Genomic DNA, 13,903 nt, shown 5'->3' with positions numbered 1-13,903 from the left:
GACCTCCGCCGCCCGGGGAGGCTGTGAAGGTGCCCTTCACAGCTTTCCGGGGTCCGCGAGGGTGCTCCTCGCCGCTTTCAGAGGGGCCGTGAAGGTGCCCTTCACGGACTTTGAGGCTGTGAAGGTGCCCCTCACGGCCTTCTGCGTCTGTGAGGGTGCTCCTTACCGCTTTCGGGGGCCGTGAAGGTGCCCTTCACGGCCTTCCGTCGTCTGTGAAGGGTCCCTTCACAGACCTCCGGCTTGCCGGGCAGTCCGGCCCCGGTCGCCGGGCTGGTCGCAAGGCTGCCCCGGGCTGGGGCCACGCCCTCGCCGCAGGGTCCGGTGGACTGGTCTCCGCCGCCCAGGGTGAAGGGCCGTGAGGGGCACCTTCACGGACTCAGCGGCTGTGAAGGGTCCCTTCACGGCTTTCCAGGGTCCGTGAGGGGCACCTTCACAGCCCTCCGGCTTGTCGGGCAGTTCGGCCCCGGTCGCCGGGCCGGCCGCAAGGCTGGTCCCGGGCTGGCTGCCGCCCCCGCCGCCGGATCCGGCGACCTGACCTGGCAGGCACGGCCCCACCGGCCCACCGGCCCACCGGCCCACCGGCCGACCGGCCGACCGGCCGACCGGCCCACCGGCCGACCGGCCCACCGGCCCACCGGCCGACCAGCCCAACCGGCCCACCGGCCCGGCCGATATCCGTCACAGGATATTCGGCAGCCCTGCCGGAGCGGCCCGGCTATCCTTGGCCGAGGTATGTCCACTCCATCTTCTCTCCCAGAGCTGCGCGCCCAGCTGCCCGAGCTGATGCTGCGCGACGAGCACCGGCTGCGCCGCCGGCTCGACGGTGCCCGGCGTTCCCGGGACAAGCGGCACGCGGCCGATCGGATCGCGGCCGACGTCGAGGCCGCGCGGCTGCGGGTGCGGTCGCGCCGCGAAAGCGTGCCGAAGATCGAGTATCCGGCCGAGCTGCCGGTCAGCCGGCTCAAGGACGAGATCGCCGACGCCATCCGCGAGCATCAGGTGGTGATCGTCGCCGGGGAGACCGGGTCGGGCAAGACCACCCAGCTGCCGAAGATCTGCCTCGAACTCGGCCGCGGGGTGCGCGGGCAGATCGGGCACACCCAGCCGCGCCGGCTGGCCGCGCGCACGGTCGCCGACCGGATCGCCGGCGAGCTGAAGACCGAGCTGGGGGAGACCGTCGGCTACAAGGTCCGGTTCACCGATCAGTCGGGTCAGGACACCCTGGTCAAACTGATGACCGACGGCATCCTGCTGGCCGAGGTGCAGACCGACCGGATGCTGCGCCAGTACGACACGCTGATCATCGACGAGGCGCACGAGCGCAGTCTCAACATCGACTTCCTGCTCGGCTACCTCAAGCAGCTGCTGCCGCGCCGTCCGGATCTCAAGGTCGTGATCACCTCGGCGACCATCGACCCGGAGCGGTTCTCGAAGCACTTCGGGGACGCGCCGATCGTCGAGGTTTCCGGGCGCACCTATCCGGTGGAGGTGCGGTACCGCCCGCTCGCCGATCCCGAGGATCCGGCGGCCGACCCGGACCGCGACCAGACGCAGGCGATCACCGACGCGGTGCGCGAGCTGTCGGCCGAGGGACCCGGCGACATCCTGGTGTTCCTCTCCGGCGAACGCGAGATCCGCGACACCGCGGACGTGCTGAACCGGCTGAGCCTGCCGAACACCGAGGTGCTGCCGCTCTACGCCCGGCTGTCCTCGGCCGATCAGCACCGGGTTTTCCAGCAGCACACCGGGCGGCGGATCGTGCTGGCCACCAACGTCGCCGAGACCTCGCTGACCGTGCCGGGCATCAAGTATGTAATCGACCCGGGCACGGCGCGCATCTCCCGTTACAGCCATCGCACGAAGGTGCAACGGTTGCCGATCGAGGCCGTTTCGCAGGCTTCGGCGAACCAGCGCAAGGGCCGCTGCGGCCGGACCTCGGACGGGATCTGCATCCGGCTGTATTCCGAAGAGGACTTCGAATCCCGCCCGGAGTTCACCGATCCGGAGATCCTGCGCACCAACCTGGCGTCGGTGATCCTGCAGATGACCTCGCTCGGCCTCGGCGACATGGCCGCGTTCCCGTTCGTCGAGCCGCCGGATCGCCGACAGGTCGCCGACGGCGTGCAGCTGCTGCGGGAACTGGGCGCGTTCGAGGAGCAGGAGACCACGAAGCTCACCGAGGTCGGCCGCAAGCTCGCGCAGCTGCCGGTGGACCCGCGGATGGGCCGGATGGTGCTGGAGGCCGCGCGCAACGGCTGTGTGCGCGAAGTGATGATCATCGCCGCCGCACTGTCCATTCAGGACCCACGGGAGCGGCCCGCGGAGAAGCAGCAGGCGGCGGACGCCCAGCACGCCCGGTTCGCCGACCCGTCCTCGGACTTCCTGGCCTACCTGAACCTCTGGGAGTACGTGAGCGAGCAGCAGAAGACGCTCAGCGGCGGCCAGTTCCGCCGGATGTGCCGCACCGAGTACCTGAACTACCTGCGCATCCGGGAGTGGCAGGACATCTTCGGCCAGCTGCGCCAGCTCGCCAAACCGCTCGGCATCACGCTGAGCACCACCCCGGCCGAACCGCAGCGCGTGCACACCTCGCTGATCGCGGGGCTGCTCTCGCACATCGGGCTCAAGGACCCGGCGAAGGGCGATTACCTCGGTGCCCGCGGCGCGCGGTTCGCGGTGTTCCCCGGCTCGGCGCTGTTCAAGAAGCAGCCGCGCTGGGTGATGTCCGCGGAGCTGGTGGAGACCTCGCGGCTGTGGGCGCGGGTCAACGCGCGGATCGAACCGGACTGGGTCGAGCCGCTGGCGGGGCACGTGGTCAAGCGCACCTACTCCGAACCGCACTGGGAGCGTAAGCAGGGCGCGGTGATGGCGGTCGAAAAGGTGACCCTCTACGGCGTGCCGCTGGTGGCCGACCGGCGGGTGAACTATGGGCGGATCGATCCCGAGGTCTCGCGCGAGCTGTTCATCCGGCATGCGCTGGTGGAGGGTGACTGGCACACCAACCACAAGTTCTTCGCGGAGAACCGGGCGCTGCTGGAGGAGGTCGAGGACCTGGAGAACCGCGCGCGGCGGCACGACATCCTGGTCGACGACGAGACGCTGTTCGAGTTCTACGACCGGCGCGTGCCCGCGGACGTGGTGTCCGTGCGGCACTTCGACAGCTGGTGGAAGCAGGCCCGGCGCGGGGATCCTGATTTGCTCTCCTTCGAGAAGTCCATGCTCATCAACGAATCCGCGGACGGTGTGCGCGAAGCGGACTACCCGGATTCGTGGACGCAGGGCGCGCTCGTCTTCGGCCTGACCTACCAGTTCGAACCGGGAGCGGACGCGGACGGGGTCACCGTGCACCTGCCGTTGCCGGTGCTGAACCAGGTGACGCCGGACGGGTTCGACTGGCAGGTGCCCGGGTTGCGCGAGGAGCTGACGACCCAGCTGATCAAGTCGCTGCCGAAGGCGTTGCGGCGCAACTTCGTGCCCGCGCCGGACACCGCCAAGGAAGTCCTTTTGCGAGTGTCCCCTTCGGACGGTCCGCTGCCGGAGGTGCTCTCCGACGAGCTGCACGCGCTGCGCGGCGTGGACGTGCCACTGTCCGCATGGGACGTTTCGGCGGTGCCGGACCACCTGCGGATGACCTTCCGCGTGGTGGACGAACGGGGCAAGCGGGTCGCCGAGGGCAAGGATCTCGACGAGCTGAAGCGCCGGATGGCGCCGCGGGTGCGCGAGACGATTTCCAAGGCGGCCAACAGTATCGAGCAGGCCGGGTTGACTCGGCCGTCGTTCGGCGAGCTGCCGAAGGTGTTCGCCTCGACCCGGCGCGGGCACGACGTGAAGGCCTATCCCGCGCTGGTCGACGAGGGCGCCTCGGTGGCCGTGCGGCTGCTCGACACCCCCGCGGAACAGCGGCATGCGATGTGGACCGGCACCCGGCGGATGCTGCGGCTGAACCTGAACTCGCCGATGAAGTTCATTACGCGCTCCCTGTCGAACTCCGCGAAGCTGGTGCTCAACCGGAATCCGCACGGCAGCGTGGCCGGGTTGCTGGAGGACTGCGTGGACTGCGCGGTCGACGCCCTGATGACCGCGGCGGGCGGCCCGGTGTGGGACGAGGCGGGTTTCGCCGTGCTGCAGGAGAAGGTGCGCGCCGGTCTGAACGCCGAGGTTCTGCGGGTACTCACCGATGTGGAGGCGGTGCTGCGCGCGGCCAACGACGTGGAGACCCATCTCGACGGCCCCCGCGGCCCGGCCGAATCGCTCGCCGACCTCCGTACGCAGATCGATGGCTTGGTACACAAGGGTTTCGTCACCGAGACCGGTGCCGCCCGGCTGCCGAACCTGGTCCGCTACCTGCGCGGTGCCTTGCGTCGGCTGGAAAAGCTCCCCACCGAGCCGACCCGGGATCTGCAGCGGACCGCGGACATCGCGTGGATCACGCGGGAGTACGAGGCCGCGCTCGCTTCCTTGCCGCCGGGGACGTCGTCGCCGGCGCTGGCCGAGGTTCGCTGGATGATCGAGGAGCTGCGGGTGAGCTTCTTCGCGCAGACGCTCGGCACTGCGTATCCGGTGTCGTTGAAGCGGATCACGAAGGCTCTGGACGAGGCGCTGGCCTGAGGTTCGTGCCCGCCCGGCCGTTGAGCACGATGCGGACGGCGACGCACACTCGTTCGCGGTAGATCTCCAACGACGGCGACTGCGCCTTCGCTCCTGCCGACGCCAGGAACAGGTGCCCGGCAAGATCCGCGGCGGACAACCCTGCCGAGCGCCAGGCTGGTGCGTGCCCGGTCCTGGTCAGCAGGGCAGCGATCGCGTCGATGAACCCAAGTTCCGCCTCGCGCATGCGGGGACCGGCGAACGCACTCGCGGACTGCAGCAGCTCGGTGAAGTTGTCCGGCTTGACGACCCCGACGGTGCCGCTATCGGCGGAGGAGCTTCGCCCGGTGGTGAACTGCCTGCTGAGGCCGCGCTGAATTCGGTTGGCTGTGAAGGGCACCTTCACGGTCGCTGAGGCCAGGGTGTCGGCAAAGTCGGTGTGGAGGTCTGTGAAGGGACCCTTCACAGACTCAGAGTCCGTGAAGGGTCCCTTCACGGACCCGAAACCGGTCCGGCGCACGCCACGCGGTGGTCGCACACACACCTCCGCATCGCCCGCTGCCGGGCCCGCGACCAACTTTGCCGGGGCCCTGGACTCAGAGGCTGTGAAGGTGCCCTTCACAGCCGGAGGCGGGCTCAGTCCTGGGCCGTAGCGGCGGAAGTGTCCGGCAGACCAGCCACACCTGCCGCCACAGCCGAATCCGGCCCTACCGACCGGCCGCGAAGTAATGCCCCTCCTCAAGATCGTCCAGCAGCCCCGGATGGGTCGGTTCCCAGCCCAGCAGTCGCCGGGTTTCCGCATTCGGCATCGTGATATCCATGCCAACGAACGGAAAGGTAGCGAAGTGCTCCGCGGCCTGTTCCGTCGAAATGCCCTTCACCGGCAGGTCCAGATGCCGCCCGATGGTCTCGGCGATCTCGCGCACCGGGATGCCCTCCTCGGCCGCTGCGACCAGTTCGGTCCCGGCCGGGGCTTTGTCCAGCGCGAGCGCGTAGAGCCGGGCGACGTCCAGGGTGTGGGCGGCGGGCCAGCGGTTGTCGCCGACGTAGGCGGAAATGCCGGTCTCGCGGGCGATCTGGATCATTCGGGGGACGAAACCGTGCCGGTCCAGAGAGCTGTGCGTGACGGGCGGGATTCCGAAGAGGACGGTGCGGACATCGTGTTCGGCGAATTCGGCGAGGGTGCGGGCGACGGCGGCTCGGGGGTTGGCGTTGATGGCCGCGTTGCGGTCCGGGCCGTCGCTTCCGGTGGAGCCGATGCCGAAGAAAGCCTTGCCGGTGCCGGAAAGTGCTTCGCCAAAGGTCTGTACCACCGCGTGGTCGGCTTCGACTGCTTCGGCGAATTTGCCGGTCGCGATGCCGCTGTGGTCGAAGGCTAGGTGGATGACGGCGTCCACCTTCTGAGCGGCTTGGCGCAGGCCGTCTAGGTCATCGAGATTGCCACGGTGTACCTGGGCGCCGAGTGCGGTGACGGTGGCGGCCGAGGCGTCGGACCGGGCGAGGCAGGTGACCTCGTGTCCGGCGCGGAGCAGTTCGGGGACCACGGCGGAGCCGAGGTGGCCGCTGGCGCCGGTGACGAAAACACGCATGTCGGAACTCCCCGCTAGGTGATGTGACTCAGTATCATCACTGTAGCAGGGGTGACGGTACTGAGTCACATCACCTAGGATGGGGCGATGGCCCGATGGGAACCGAACGCGCGGGAACGCCTGGTGGTCGCCGCCGTGGATCTGTTCGCCGAGCAGGGGTACGAAGGCACTGCGGTCGCGCAGATCGCGGAGCGGGCCGGGCTGACGAGGACCACGTTCTTCCGGCATTTCCGGGACAAGCGGGAGGTGTTGTTCGCCGGTCAGCAGGTGCACGCCGAGCTGCTGGCGAACGGGGTCGCGGAGGCTCCCGCCGCGGCCACGCCGCTGGAGGCGGTCGAGGCGGGGCTGGACGCGCTCACCGCGTCCTTCGTCCCCGAGCAGCGTGAGTTCGGGCCTCGGCTTCTCGAAGTCACCGCGAGCACGCCCGAACTCCGCGAACGCTCGGTGTACAAGCAATCCGTGCTCGCGGCCGCGATTGCCGGGGCGTTGCGAAGCCGGGGGGTCGGGGACCCGGCTGCGGCGTTGGCGGCGGATTTGGGCGTCCGGGCGTTTCATGACGCCTACGTACGTTGGGTCGACCCGTCCGGGGAGGCGGATTTCCGGAAGTTGGCCCGGGCGGTGTTCCGGGAACTGCGGGAAGTGAACGCGAGGCTGGAGTGACGCGTTATTTCACCAGCAACGTCACGGTGGCCGCGCCGGCCGAAACCGTCCCCGCGATGGCGGACAGCGACGCCGCTTTACCGCTGAGATCGCTGAGCATCCGCCGGCCCGCTTCGCTCAGGGCTTGCTCCCGGAACGCCATCTTCGGTTTCTGCCATTTGTGCTGACGCAAGCGGCATCCGAGCAGGATGCCGTTCGCGTTGTTGCGGCAGAACTGACCTTTGCGGGTGGTTGCGCAGCACCAGGTAGGAGCCTGGAAGAGACAGTAGAGCACCACGCCGGTCGACAGGATGGCGATGATCCCGGGATCGACGCCCCGGACCGGCCACAGCAAGGCGATGATCGGCAGGAGCAGGTATCCCGACCGCCTGGCCAGGTCGGATTTTGTTTTTCTCCCCACCATGACGGCTGAAGTTACTGTTCGCCGTCGCGGCCGCGCTAGCTCCGTGAGGTTGAATTCCGGCATGGTTTCGGCCCGGAAAATATGCTCGCGGTGTGCCGGTATTCGACCGAAAGGGTTCCCGATTCCGCCGTGTGGTCACTGCGTCCGGTGGGAAAGCATGCTCATTTCGCCTCCGCATACGTGTCCACCGGGACCGCGTGCATCGGGAAGCGGACCGGGCAGGCTTCGCCGAACAGCAGGCGGGCGGATTCGGTCACGGCGTCCTCGACCAAAGCCGCGACCTCGCCGGCCAGGTCGGCGGGGGTGTGCACGAGGACCTCGTCGTGCAGGAAGAACACCAGGTGGGCGGGGGCGGGCAGGCGGCGGCGGAGGGTCGCCAGCAGGACCGCGGTGAGGTCGGCGGCGCTCGCCTGGACCACGAAGTTGCGGGTGAACCGGCCCCAGCCGCGGGAGGCGCGGCGGGCGCGGGTCTCGGCGACCTCGTCCTCGGCGGCGCCGCCGGTGAGTGCGCGCCACGCGGCGGACGGCGCGGGGGAGGTGCGCCCGAGTCGCGACCGCACGCGTTCGCCGCGTTCGCCTGCGGCGGCGGCATGCTCCACATAGGACACTGCGGTCGGGAAACGCTGGCGCAGCAACGCGAGCAGCGGGCCTGCTTCTCCGGATGTGCCGCCGTACATCGCCGACAGCATGGCGATCTTCGCGCGGGATCGGTCGTCGCGGGTGTCGCCGGGCCGGAGGGGGACGTATCGCGCACCGGAGAACAGTGCCTCGGCCAGCCGTGCGTACAGGTCGGTGGCCGCGGCGACCTCGGCGAGCCGGCGGTCGCCGGACAGCGCGGTGAGCACGCGGGGTTCGAGCTGCGCGGCGTCGGCCACCACGAGCTTCCACCCCGGATCGGCGCGTACGCAGGTGCGCAGCACTTTCGGGATCTGCAGCGCACCACCGCCGCGGGTGGCCCACCGTCCGGACACCACTCCGCCGACCACGTATTGCGGCCGGAACCGGCCGTCGGTCACCCATTCGTCCAGCCACGCCCAGCCGTTGGCCGAATGCAGCCGGGACAGCTCCTTGTACCGCAACAGCGGCGCGACCGCGGGGTGGTCGATCTCGCGCAGCAGGTACTTCCGTGCGGCCGGCACCTCGATGCCCTCCCGCGCGAGCGCCCGCACCACGCTCGCCGACGAATCCGGGTTCACCTCCCGCCCGCCGAACGCCACGGAGATCCGCGCCGCCAGCTCGACCAGCGCCTTCGGCCGCTGCCCGGCCGGGACCCGCGCGCCGAGCCGCTCCTGCAGCAGCTCACGGTGCAGATCCGCTCGCCACGGCAGCCCGGCCGCGGACATCTCGACCGCGGCCAGCGCGCTCGCCGACTCCGCGGCGAGCAACAACCGCATCCGGCCGGGCGAGCCGAGCCCGGCAATGCGTTTCTCCTGCTCGGCGAGCACTCGGCGGGCGGCCATGGCGACGGTGACGCCCGCGGGCAGCCCCGGGCCGCGCGGCGAGAACAAGGTGGGTTGGGTTTCCTCGCCGAACGCGGGCCCGTCGTCCGGCGGCTCCTCGCCCTGCGCCCGCGCCCACGCGGCACGCAGGCTGCGCGACTCGCTCTCCCGCTCCTCGCAGGCGAGCAACAACCCCTCGGCCAGGAGCAGATCGTGGCAGCGGCCCAGCGGTACCCCTGCTTCGACCAGCACCGGATAGTCCGACTCGACCGAGGGCAGCACCCAGCGCGGGCTGTGCGCGGCCTCCAGCTCCCGCACCTGCGCCACCCATTCGGCAGGCGAAAGCCCGCGCCGGGTCCCGTCCGGCGCGTCGATCGTGTAGCCGGAGTCCTCCTCGCGGCCGGTGATCACCTGCACCCCTGCATTGTGCGGGCCACCACCGACAAAAACCGGCGAACGACTCCGCCACCGAGCCCACGATCGGAGGCTGGTGTGCCCCGGACCCCGTTGCTACTGTCGAGTAGCCCCCTACCGCCGGTACGCCGACCGCGGTGTGGGCTCTCCCGTCGCAGCAACGGAGGTGCCCGGATGAGTGTGGCCGCGCTGGCCGGCAAGGTGACCGAAACGGTGCGCAGCATCGAGGTGCTGCACCGGGCGGGGCTGGTGCCCTTTCCCCGGCTCGACGAGGGACTGCGTTCGCTCGTCGCGGTCCGCAAGTACGGCCCGTTCGCCGGGGCCTGCCACATCGCCGCCCGCCGGGATCCGGCCGCGGTCGCCGTCGCCGATGACTGCGGGTCGCTCACCTACAAGCAGCTCGACGACCAGTCCAACGCACTCGCCAGGGCCTGGTCGCAGCGCGGACTCGGGCCGGGCACGGTGATCGCGACGCTGTGCCGCGACCACCGCGGGCTGGTGCTCGCGATGGCTGCCTCGGGCAAGCTCGGCGCGCCGTTGCTGCTGATGAACACCGGTTTCGCCAAACCACAGCTGGCCGACGTGGCCGAGCGCGAGCAGGTCCACGCGCTCGTCTACGACGAGGAGTTCACCGACCTGCTCGACACGGTGCCCGCCGTCGACCGTTACCTGGCCTGGGTGGACGAACCGGATAGCCAGGACATCACGAAGCTGGCCGACCTGATCGCCAGCACGGACGACCGCCCGCTCCCGGCGCCCGCCCGGCCGGGCGGGTTCGTGCTGCTCACCAGCGGTACCACCGGCACCCCGAAGGGGGCGCCGCGGCCGCGCACCTCGGCGTTGTCCTCGGCGCAGTTCCTGGACCGGATCCCGTTGCGCGCGGGGGAGTCGACCTACCTGGGCGCGCCGCTGTTCCACGCGACCGGGCTGTCGCAGGCGATCCTGAGTTTCGCGTTGGGCTGCAAGGTCGTGCTGCACCGCAAGTTCGACCCGGAGGCCACGCTGCGGGGTGTGGCCGAGCAGCGCTGCACGGCGCTGGTGCTGGTACCCACGATGCTGCAGCGGATCGTCGATCTGCCCGCGGGAGTCCGCGCGAAGTACGACACCTCCTGCCTGCGGATCATCTTCGTCTCCGGTTCCGCGCTTTCGCCGGATCTGGGCAACCGGGCCAGCGAGGAGTTCGGCGACGTCGTGCACAATCTGTACGGCTCCACGGAGATCGCGGTGGCCTCGGTGGCCACTCCCGAGGACTGGCGGCGCGCGCCCGGCACGGTCGGCCGCCCGCCGGTCGGCTGCCGGGTGATGCTCTACGACGAGCAGGGCGCCCCGATCACCGCGGCGAACGTGACCGGCCGCGTGTTCGTGGGCAGTGGGCTGAGCTTCGCCGGCTACACCGACGGCCGGCACAAGGAGGTCATCGACGGCCTGCTCTCCAGCGGCGACGTCGGCCACTTCGATGCCGACGGTCTGTTGTTCATCGACGGCCGCGACGACGAGATGATCGTCTCCGGCGGGGAGAACGTGTTCCCGGTGGAAGTGGAGAACCTCCTGGTCGCGCACGAAGAAGTGGTCGAAGCCGCGGTGATCGGCGTGTCCGATGAGGACTTCGGCCAGCGGCTCAAGGCTTTCGTGGTGCGGACCGGTGAGTCCGGTTTGGACGAGGCAGCGGTTCGTGAGTATGTGAAGGCGAACCTGGCCCGGTACAAGGTTCCGCGGGACGTGGAGTTCCTGGACGAGCTGCCTCGTAACGCCACGGGGAAGCTGCTTCGCTCGAAGCTGGTGTGATCGTCAGCGATCGCTGCCCGGCCCCTCACGCGTCCCAGTCGATACCGAAGATGCCCGGCCCGAAGTCCAGGGCGACCGCGTGGACGCTGTGGCTGCTGTCCAGACGGAGGCCGCGGCGGGCCGAAGTGCCGTCCGCCGCCCGGGAGTACTGCCAGCAGCGGGACGGGACGGCCTCCGGGTCGAACCGGACTTCCAGCAGGTACTCGCGGACCGAACGACGGAACTCGCGATAGTGCGTGGCACGGCATTGCGGATAGGGCGGGCCGGAGTTGGCCAGCGTGTACTCGATGAGGTGCGTTTCGCCGCGGGCCAGCGGATGTTCGAACAGCAGCTCGGCGACCAGGATGCCGTGCTCCTCGTCGACTTCCACGCGGCCGGTCCGGCAGTTGCGCACCGGGTGCAGGGCGGGTACCGGGGCTTCGTCGCCCTGTGCGTACACGAGCAGCCAACGGTCCTGGCCGTCCGCGGCGGCCTGGAACACCGCGCGGGAGGTCACCTCGCGCTGACCGCCGTCCGCGGCGATCACGCAGCGATCGTGCAGGCCGACGAGCTTGAGCTGATGGAGCTGGTCGAGCGCGTCCGGCGCGCCGACTCGGTCGAGCAGCGGCTGGAGGACTTCGCGGGTGAACGTCAGCGGCTCCTCGCCGGCCCGGTCCCGGCGGCTCGCGCCGCGCGGACGGGGCGGCGGCAGCAACCCGAGCAACGCACCGGCCGGCACGTCCAGGATCTCTTCCAGCACCCGCACCGCGGCGAGCGAACCGGCCCGTTCCGGCTGACGTTTGCCGGACTGCCAGTAACTCAGCGCCGTGACGCTGACGGCGGTGCCGCGGGCCCGCAGTCGTGCCTGGATCCGGTCGAGGGAAAGGCCGCTGTCGGTGATCGCCCTGCGCAGCGCGCTCGCGAACGCGGTCCGGGCACCCGCCACCGGGTCCGGACCCGTACCGCCCGCCTGCTGCCGCGCCATGGTTCCGCCGACCGCCCCCGCCCGTAACCGACCGTGCCGAACTCGCCATACAGACCGTAGCAGCCGCCGGAGCAGGCACATTCGGGCGGGACTGGGTCGAACGGACTAGTACTGGCAACTGTGAACCATTGCCCGGACCTGCGGGGGCACGCTTCGATGGCGGAGCAGACGTGCCGGGCTGCCCGGCACGGCCGGACACTTCGGCTCCCGGCGCACGGCCCGCGCCCCGTGCCCGCCGGTGCCGTGCCCGGAACCGGTGGCCCGGCCTGCCCCCAAGACGCCGGGCCACCGGTCCTCCGCTCCGGCGCAGCGCTCTTTGTTACCACTCAGTAGAATCTCGGTATGGTCCTTCGCCGGAGCCGGCCTGGTCCTGCGAATGTTCGCGTGAAAGGACACTGAATTGGGTGCGATCTACCTGGTCCGGCACGGTCAGGCCTCGTTCGGCGCGGCGGAGTACGACGCGTTGTCCCCTCTCGGTTTCGAACAGTCCACAGTGGTCGGTGCGGACCTGCGCCGCCGCGGTGTGGAGTTCACCCGGGTCTGCTCCGGCACGCTGGCGCGGCAGCGTGACACCGCGGCCACCGCGAGGAAGGCGCTCGGCTGTGACGCCCCGGTGGTCGAGGACGAACGCTGGAACGAGTACGACCACGTGGACATCTCCGCGCACCACGCCGGCGGCGCGCCCCAGGAGGACTCACGGGCGTACCAGGGCGTGCTGGACGCCGCGCTGACCGCGTGGGTGGCGGCAGGGGACGGCGGTCCGTGCACGGAGACCTGGCCTGCCTTCCGTGCCCGTTGCAGTGCGGTGCTGGCGGACCTCGTCGCGTCGCTGGGCAAGGGGGAGCACGCGCTGGTATTCACCTCCGGTGGGGTCATCGGTGCGCTCGCCGGTACGTTGATGGGCGTGCCCGAGGCCGGGCTGCTGAAGCTCAACCGCGTCACCGTGAACACCGGGATCACCAAGCTGACGTCCGGGCGCGGCGGGGTGAACCTGCTGTCGTTCAATGAGCACGCGCATCTCGAAGGGGAGACGGCGCGGCTGCTCAGCTATCGCTAGGAGGCGTCAGAGTTGCGGTTCGGTGAGGTCACGCTCGTCCCGGTCAACGGGCATGCGCCAGAGGACGTGGTGGTCGACGCCGAGGGCCGGGTGTACACCGGCGTGGACGACGGGCGGATCCTGCGGATCTCCCCGGACGGCCGGCGGATCGACCTGCTCGGCGACACCGGCGGCCGCCCGCTCGGGCTGGAGCTCTACGGCGATGACGAGCTGCTGATCTGCGATGCCCACGCGGGCCTGCTGGCCATGCCGCTGGCCGGCGGCCCGGTCCGGACACTGGCCACTTCCGCGGCCGGGCTGGACCTGGTGTTCTGCAACAACGCCGCGGTCGCCGAGGACGGCACGATCTATTTCACCGATTCCTCCCGTCGTTTCGGTATCGACCGCTGGCGCGACGACCTGATCGAGCAGACCGCGGGCGGCAGGCTGCTGCGCCGTACCCCGGACGGCGAGATCACCCTGGTCGCAGACGGCATGCAGTTCGCCAACGGCGTCGCACTCCCGCCGGACGAGTCGTACGTGGCGGTCGCCGAAACCGGCGGCTGCCGGATCGCGCGGGTGTGGCTGACGGGTCCCCGAGCGGGGGAGCGGGACCTGCTGATCGACGAGCTGCCCGGCCTGCCGGACAACATCGCCACGGGCAGCGACGGCCTGATCTGGGTCGCGCTGGCCAGCCCGATGGTCCCGGCGCTGGCTGTCGCACGGCGGCTGCCCGCGCCGCTACGGGCCGCGATCCGCGCCCTGCCGACCGCCCTGCAGCCGAACCCGCACCCGAGGGTCGGCACCATGGCGCTGGCTGCTGACGGCCAGATCGTCCACCACTTCGACGGCGAGATCCCCGGCTTCCGGGTCCTCGTCGGCGTCCGCGAGCACCACGGCCGCGTCTGGTTCGGCTCCCTCGAAAGCCGGGCCATCGCCTACCTCGATCTCTGAGCGCCAAAGCTGTGAAGGGTCCCTTCACGGACTCAGAGTCCGTGAAGGGACCCTTCACAGCCTTTGTCCCCG

At 70.3% G+C, this 13,903-nt stretch carries 10 protein-coding genes; 5 read left to right on the top strand and 5 right to left on the bottom strand.

The window, feature by feature from the left end; genetic code table 11:
- Positions 1-783: 783 nt before the first annotated feature.
- Complete coding sequence (hrpA, locus tag D5S19_RS10815; RefSeq protein WP_233573822.1) at positions 784-4,608, top strand: ATP-dependent RNA helicase HrpA; 3,825 nt, start codon at positions 784-786, stop codon at positions 4,606-4,608.
- On the opposite strand, the gene D5S19_RS10810 is transcribed toward hrpA, so the two are convergent.
- Positions 4,577-4,993, bottom strand: a complete 417-nt coding sequence (locus D5S19_RS10810) for a hypothetical protein (RefSeq protein ID WP_147397365.1) — start codon at positions 4,991-4,993, stop codon at positions 4,577-4,579. The genes hrpA and D5S19_RS10810 overlap by 32 nt on opposite strands.
- A gap of 301 nt (positions 4,994-5,294) precedes the next feature.
- Positions 5,295-6,176, bottom strand: a complete 882-nt coding sequence (locus D5S19_RS10805) for an SDR family oxidoreductase (protein ID WP_120023218.1) — start codon at positions 6,174-6,176, stop codon at positions 5,295-5,297.
- Between the two features lie 87 nt (positions 6,177-6,263).
- Here D5S19_RS10805 and D5S19_RS10800 point away from each other — a divergent pair, with 87 nt between their 5' ends.
- Positions 6,264-6,836: a TetR/AcrR family transcriptional regulator gene (locus D5S19_RS10800; RefSeq protein ID WP_120023217.1), complete on the top strand. Its 573-nt coding sequence runs from the start codon at positions 6,264-6,266 to the stop codon at positions 6,834-6,836.
- A gap of 4 nt (positions 6,837-6,840) precedes the next feature.
- On the opposite strand, the gene D5S19_RS10795 is transcribed toward D5S19_RS10800, so the two are convergent.
- Together D5S19_RS10795 and D5S19_RS10790 are read right to left on the bottom strand one after the other, a co-directional pair.
- The gene (locus tag D5S19_RS10795; RefSeq protein WP_233573817.1) at positions 6,841-7,239 is read right to left on the bottom strand and encodes a hypothetical protein; all 399 of its coding nucleotides are present in this window, start codon (positions 7,237-7,239) and stop codon (positions 6,841-6,843) included.
- 161 nt (positions 7,240-7,400) lie between these two features.
- Positions 7,401-9,095 carry a bifunctional 3'-5' exonuclease/DNA polymerase gene (locus D5S19_RS10790; RefSeq protein WP_120023216.1) on the bottom strand — a complete coding sequence of 565 codons (1,695 nt, stop codon included), beginning with the start codon at positions 9,093-9,095 and terminating at the stop codon, positions 7,401-7,403.
- Positions 9,096-9,266: 171 nt separating this feature from the next.
- Between D5S19_RS10790 and D5S19_RS10785 the strand changes: the two genes are divergently transcribed.
- Positions 9,267-10,877 carry an acyl-CoA synthetase gene (locus D5S19_RS10785; RefSeq protein ID WP_120023215.1) on the top strand — a complete coding sequence of 537 codons (1,611 nt, stop codon included), beginning with the start codon at positions 9,267-9,269 and terminating at the stop codon, positions 10,875-10,877.
- Between the two features lie 25 nt (positions 10,878-10,902).
- Here the strand turns inward: D5S19_RS10785 and D5S19_RS10780 are convergent, their stop codons facing one another.
- Positions 10,903-11,841 (bottom strand): hypothetical protein, encoded by a 939-nt coding sequence (locus D5S19_RS10780; protein ID WP_120023214.1) that lies wholly within the window; start codon positions 11,839-11,841, stop codon positions 10,903-10,905.
- A gap of 400 nt (positions 11,842-12,241) precedes the next feature.
- On the opposite strand from D5S19_RS10780, the gene D5S19_RS10775 reads away from it, so the two are divergent.
- Positions 12,242-12,898 carry a histidine phosphatase family protein gene (locus D5S19_RS10775; protein WP_120023213.1) on the top strand — a complete coding sequence of 219 codons (657 nt, stop codon included), beginning with the start codon at positions 12,242-12,244 and terminating at the stop codon, positions 12,896-12,898.
- Between the two features lie 12 nt (positions 12,899-12,910).
- Positions 12,911-13,831, top strand: a complete 921-nt coding sequence (locus D5S19_RS10770) for an SMP-30/gluconolactonase/LRE family protein (RefSeq protein ID WP_120023212.1) — start codon at positions 12,911-12,913, stop codon at positions 13,829-13,831.
- The last annotated feature ends 72 nt before the right edge of the window (positions 13,832-13,903 follow it).

The organism is Amycolatopsis panacis (genome assembly GCF_003600245.1).
Classification (GTDB): domain Bacteria; phylum Actinomycetota; class Actinomycetes; order Mycobacteriales; family Pseudonocardiaceae; genus Amycolatopsis; species Amycolatopsis sulphurea.
Note: the sequence above shows the minus strand (reverse complement) of the source record. Positions and strands in the feature narration are given on the sequence as shown.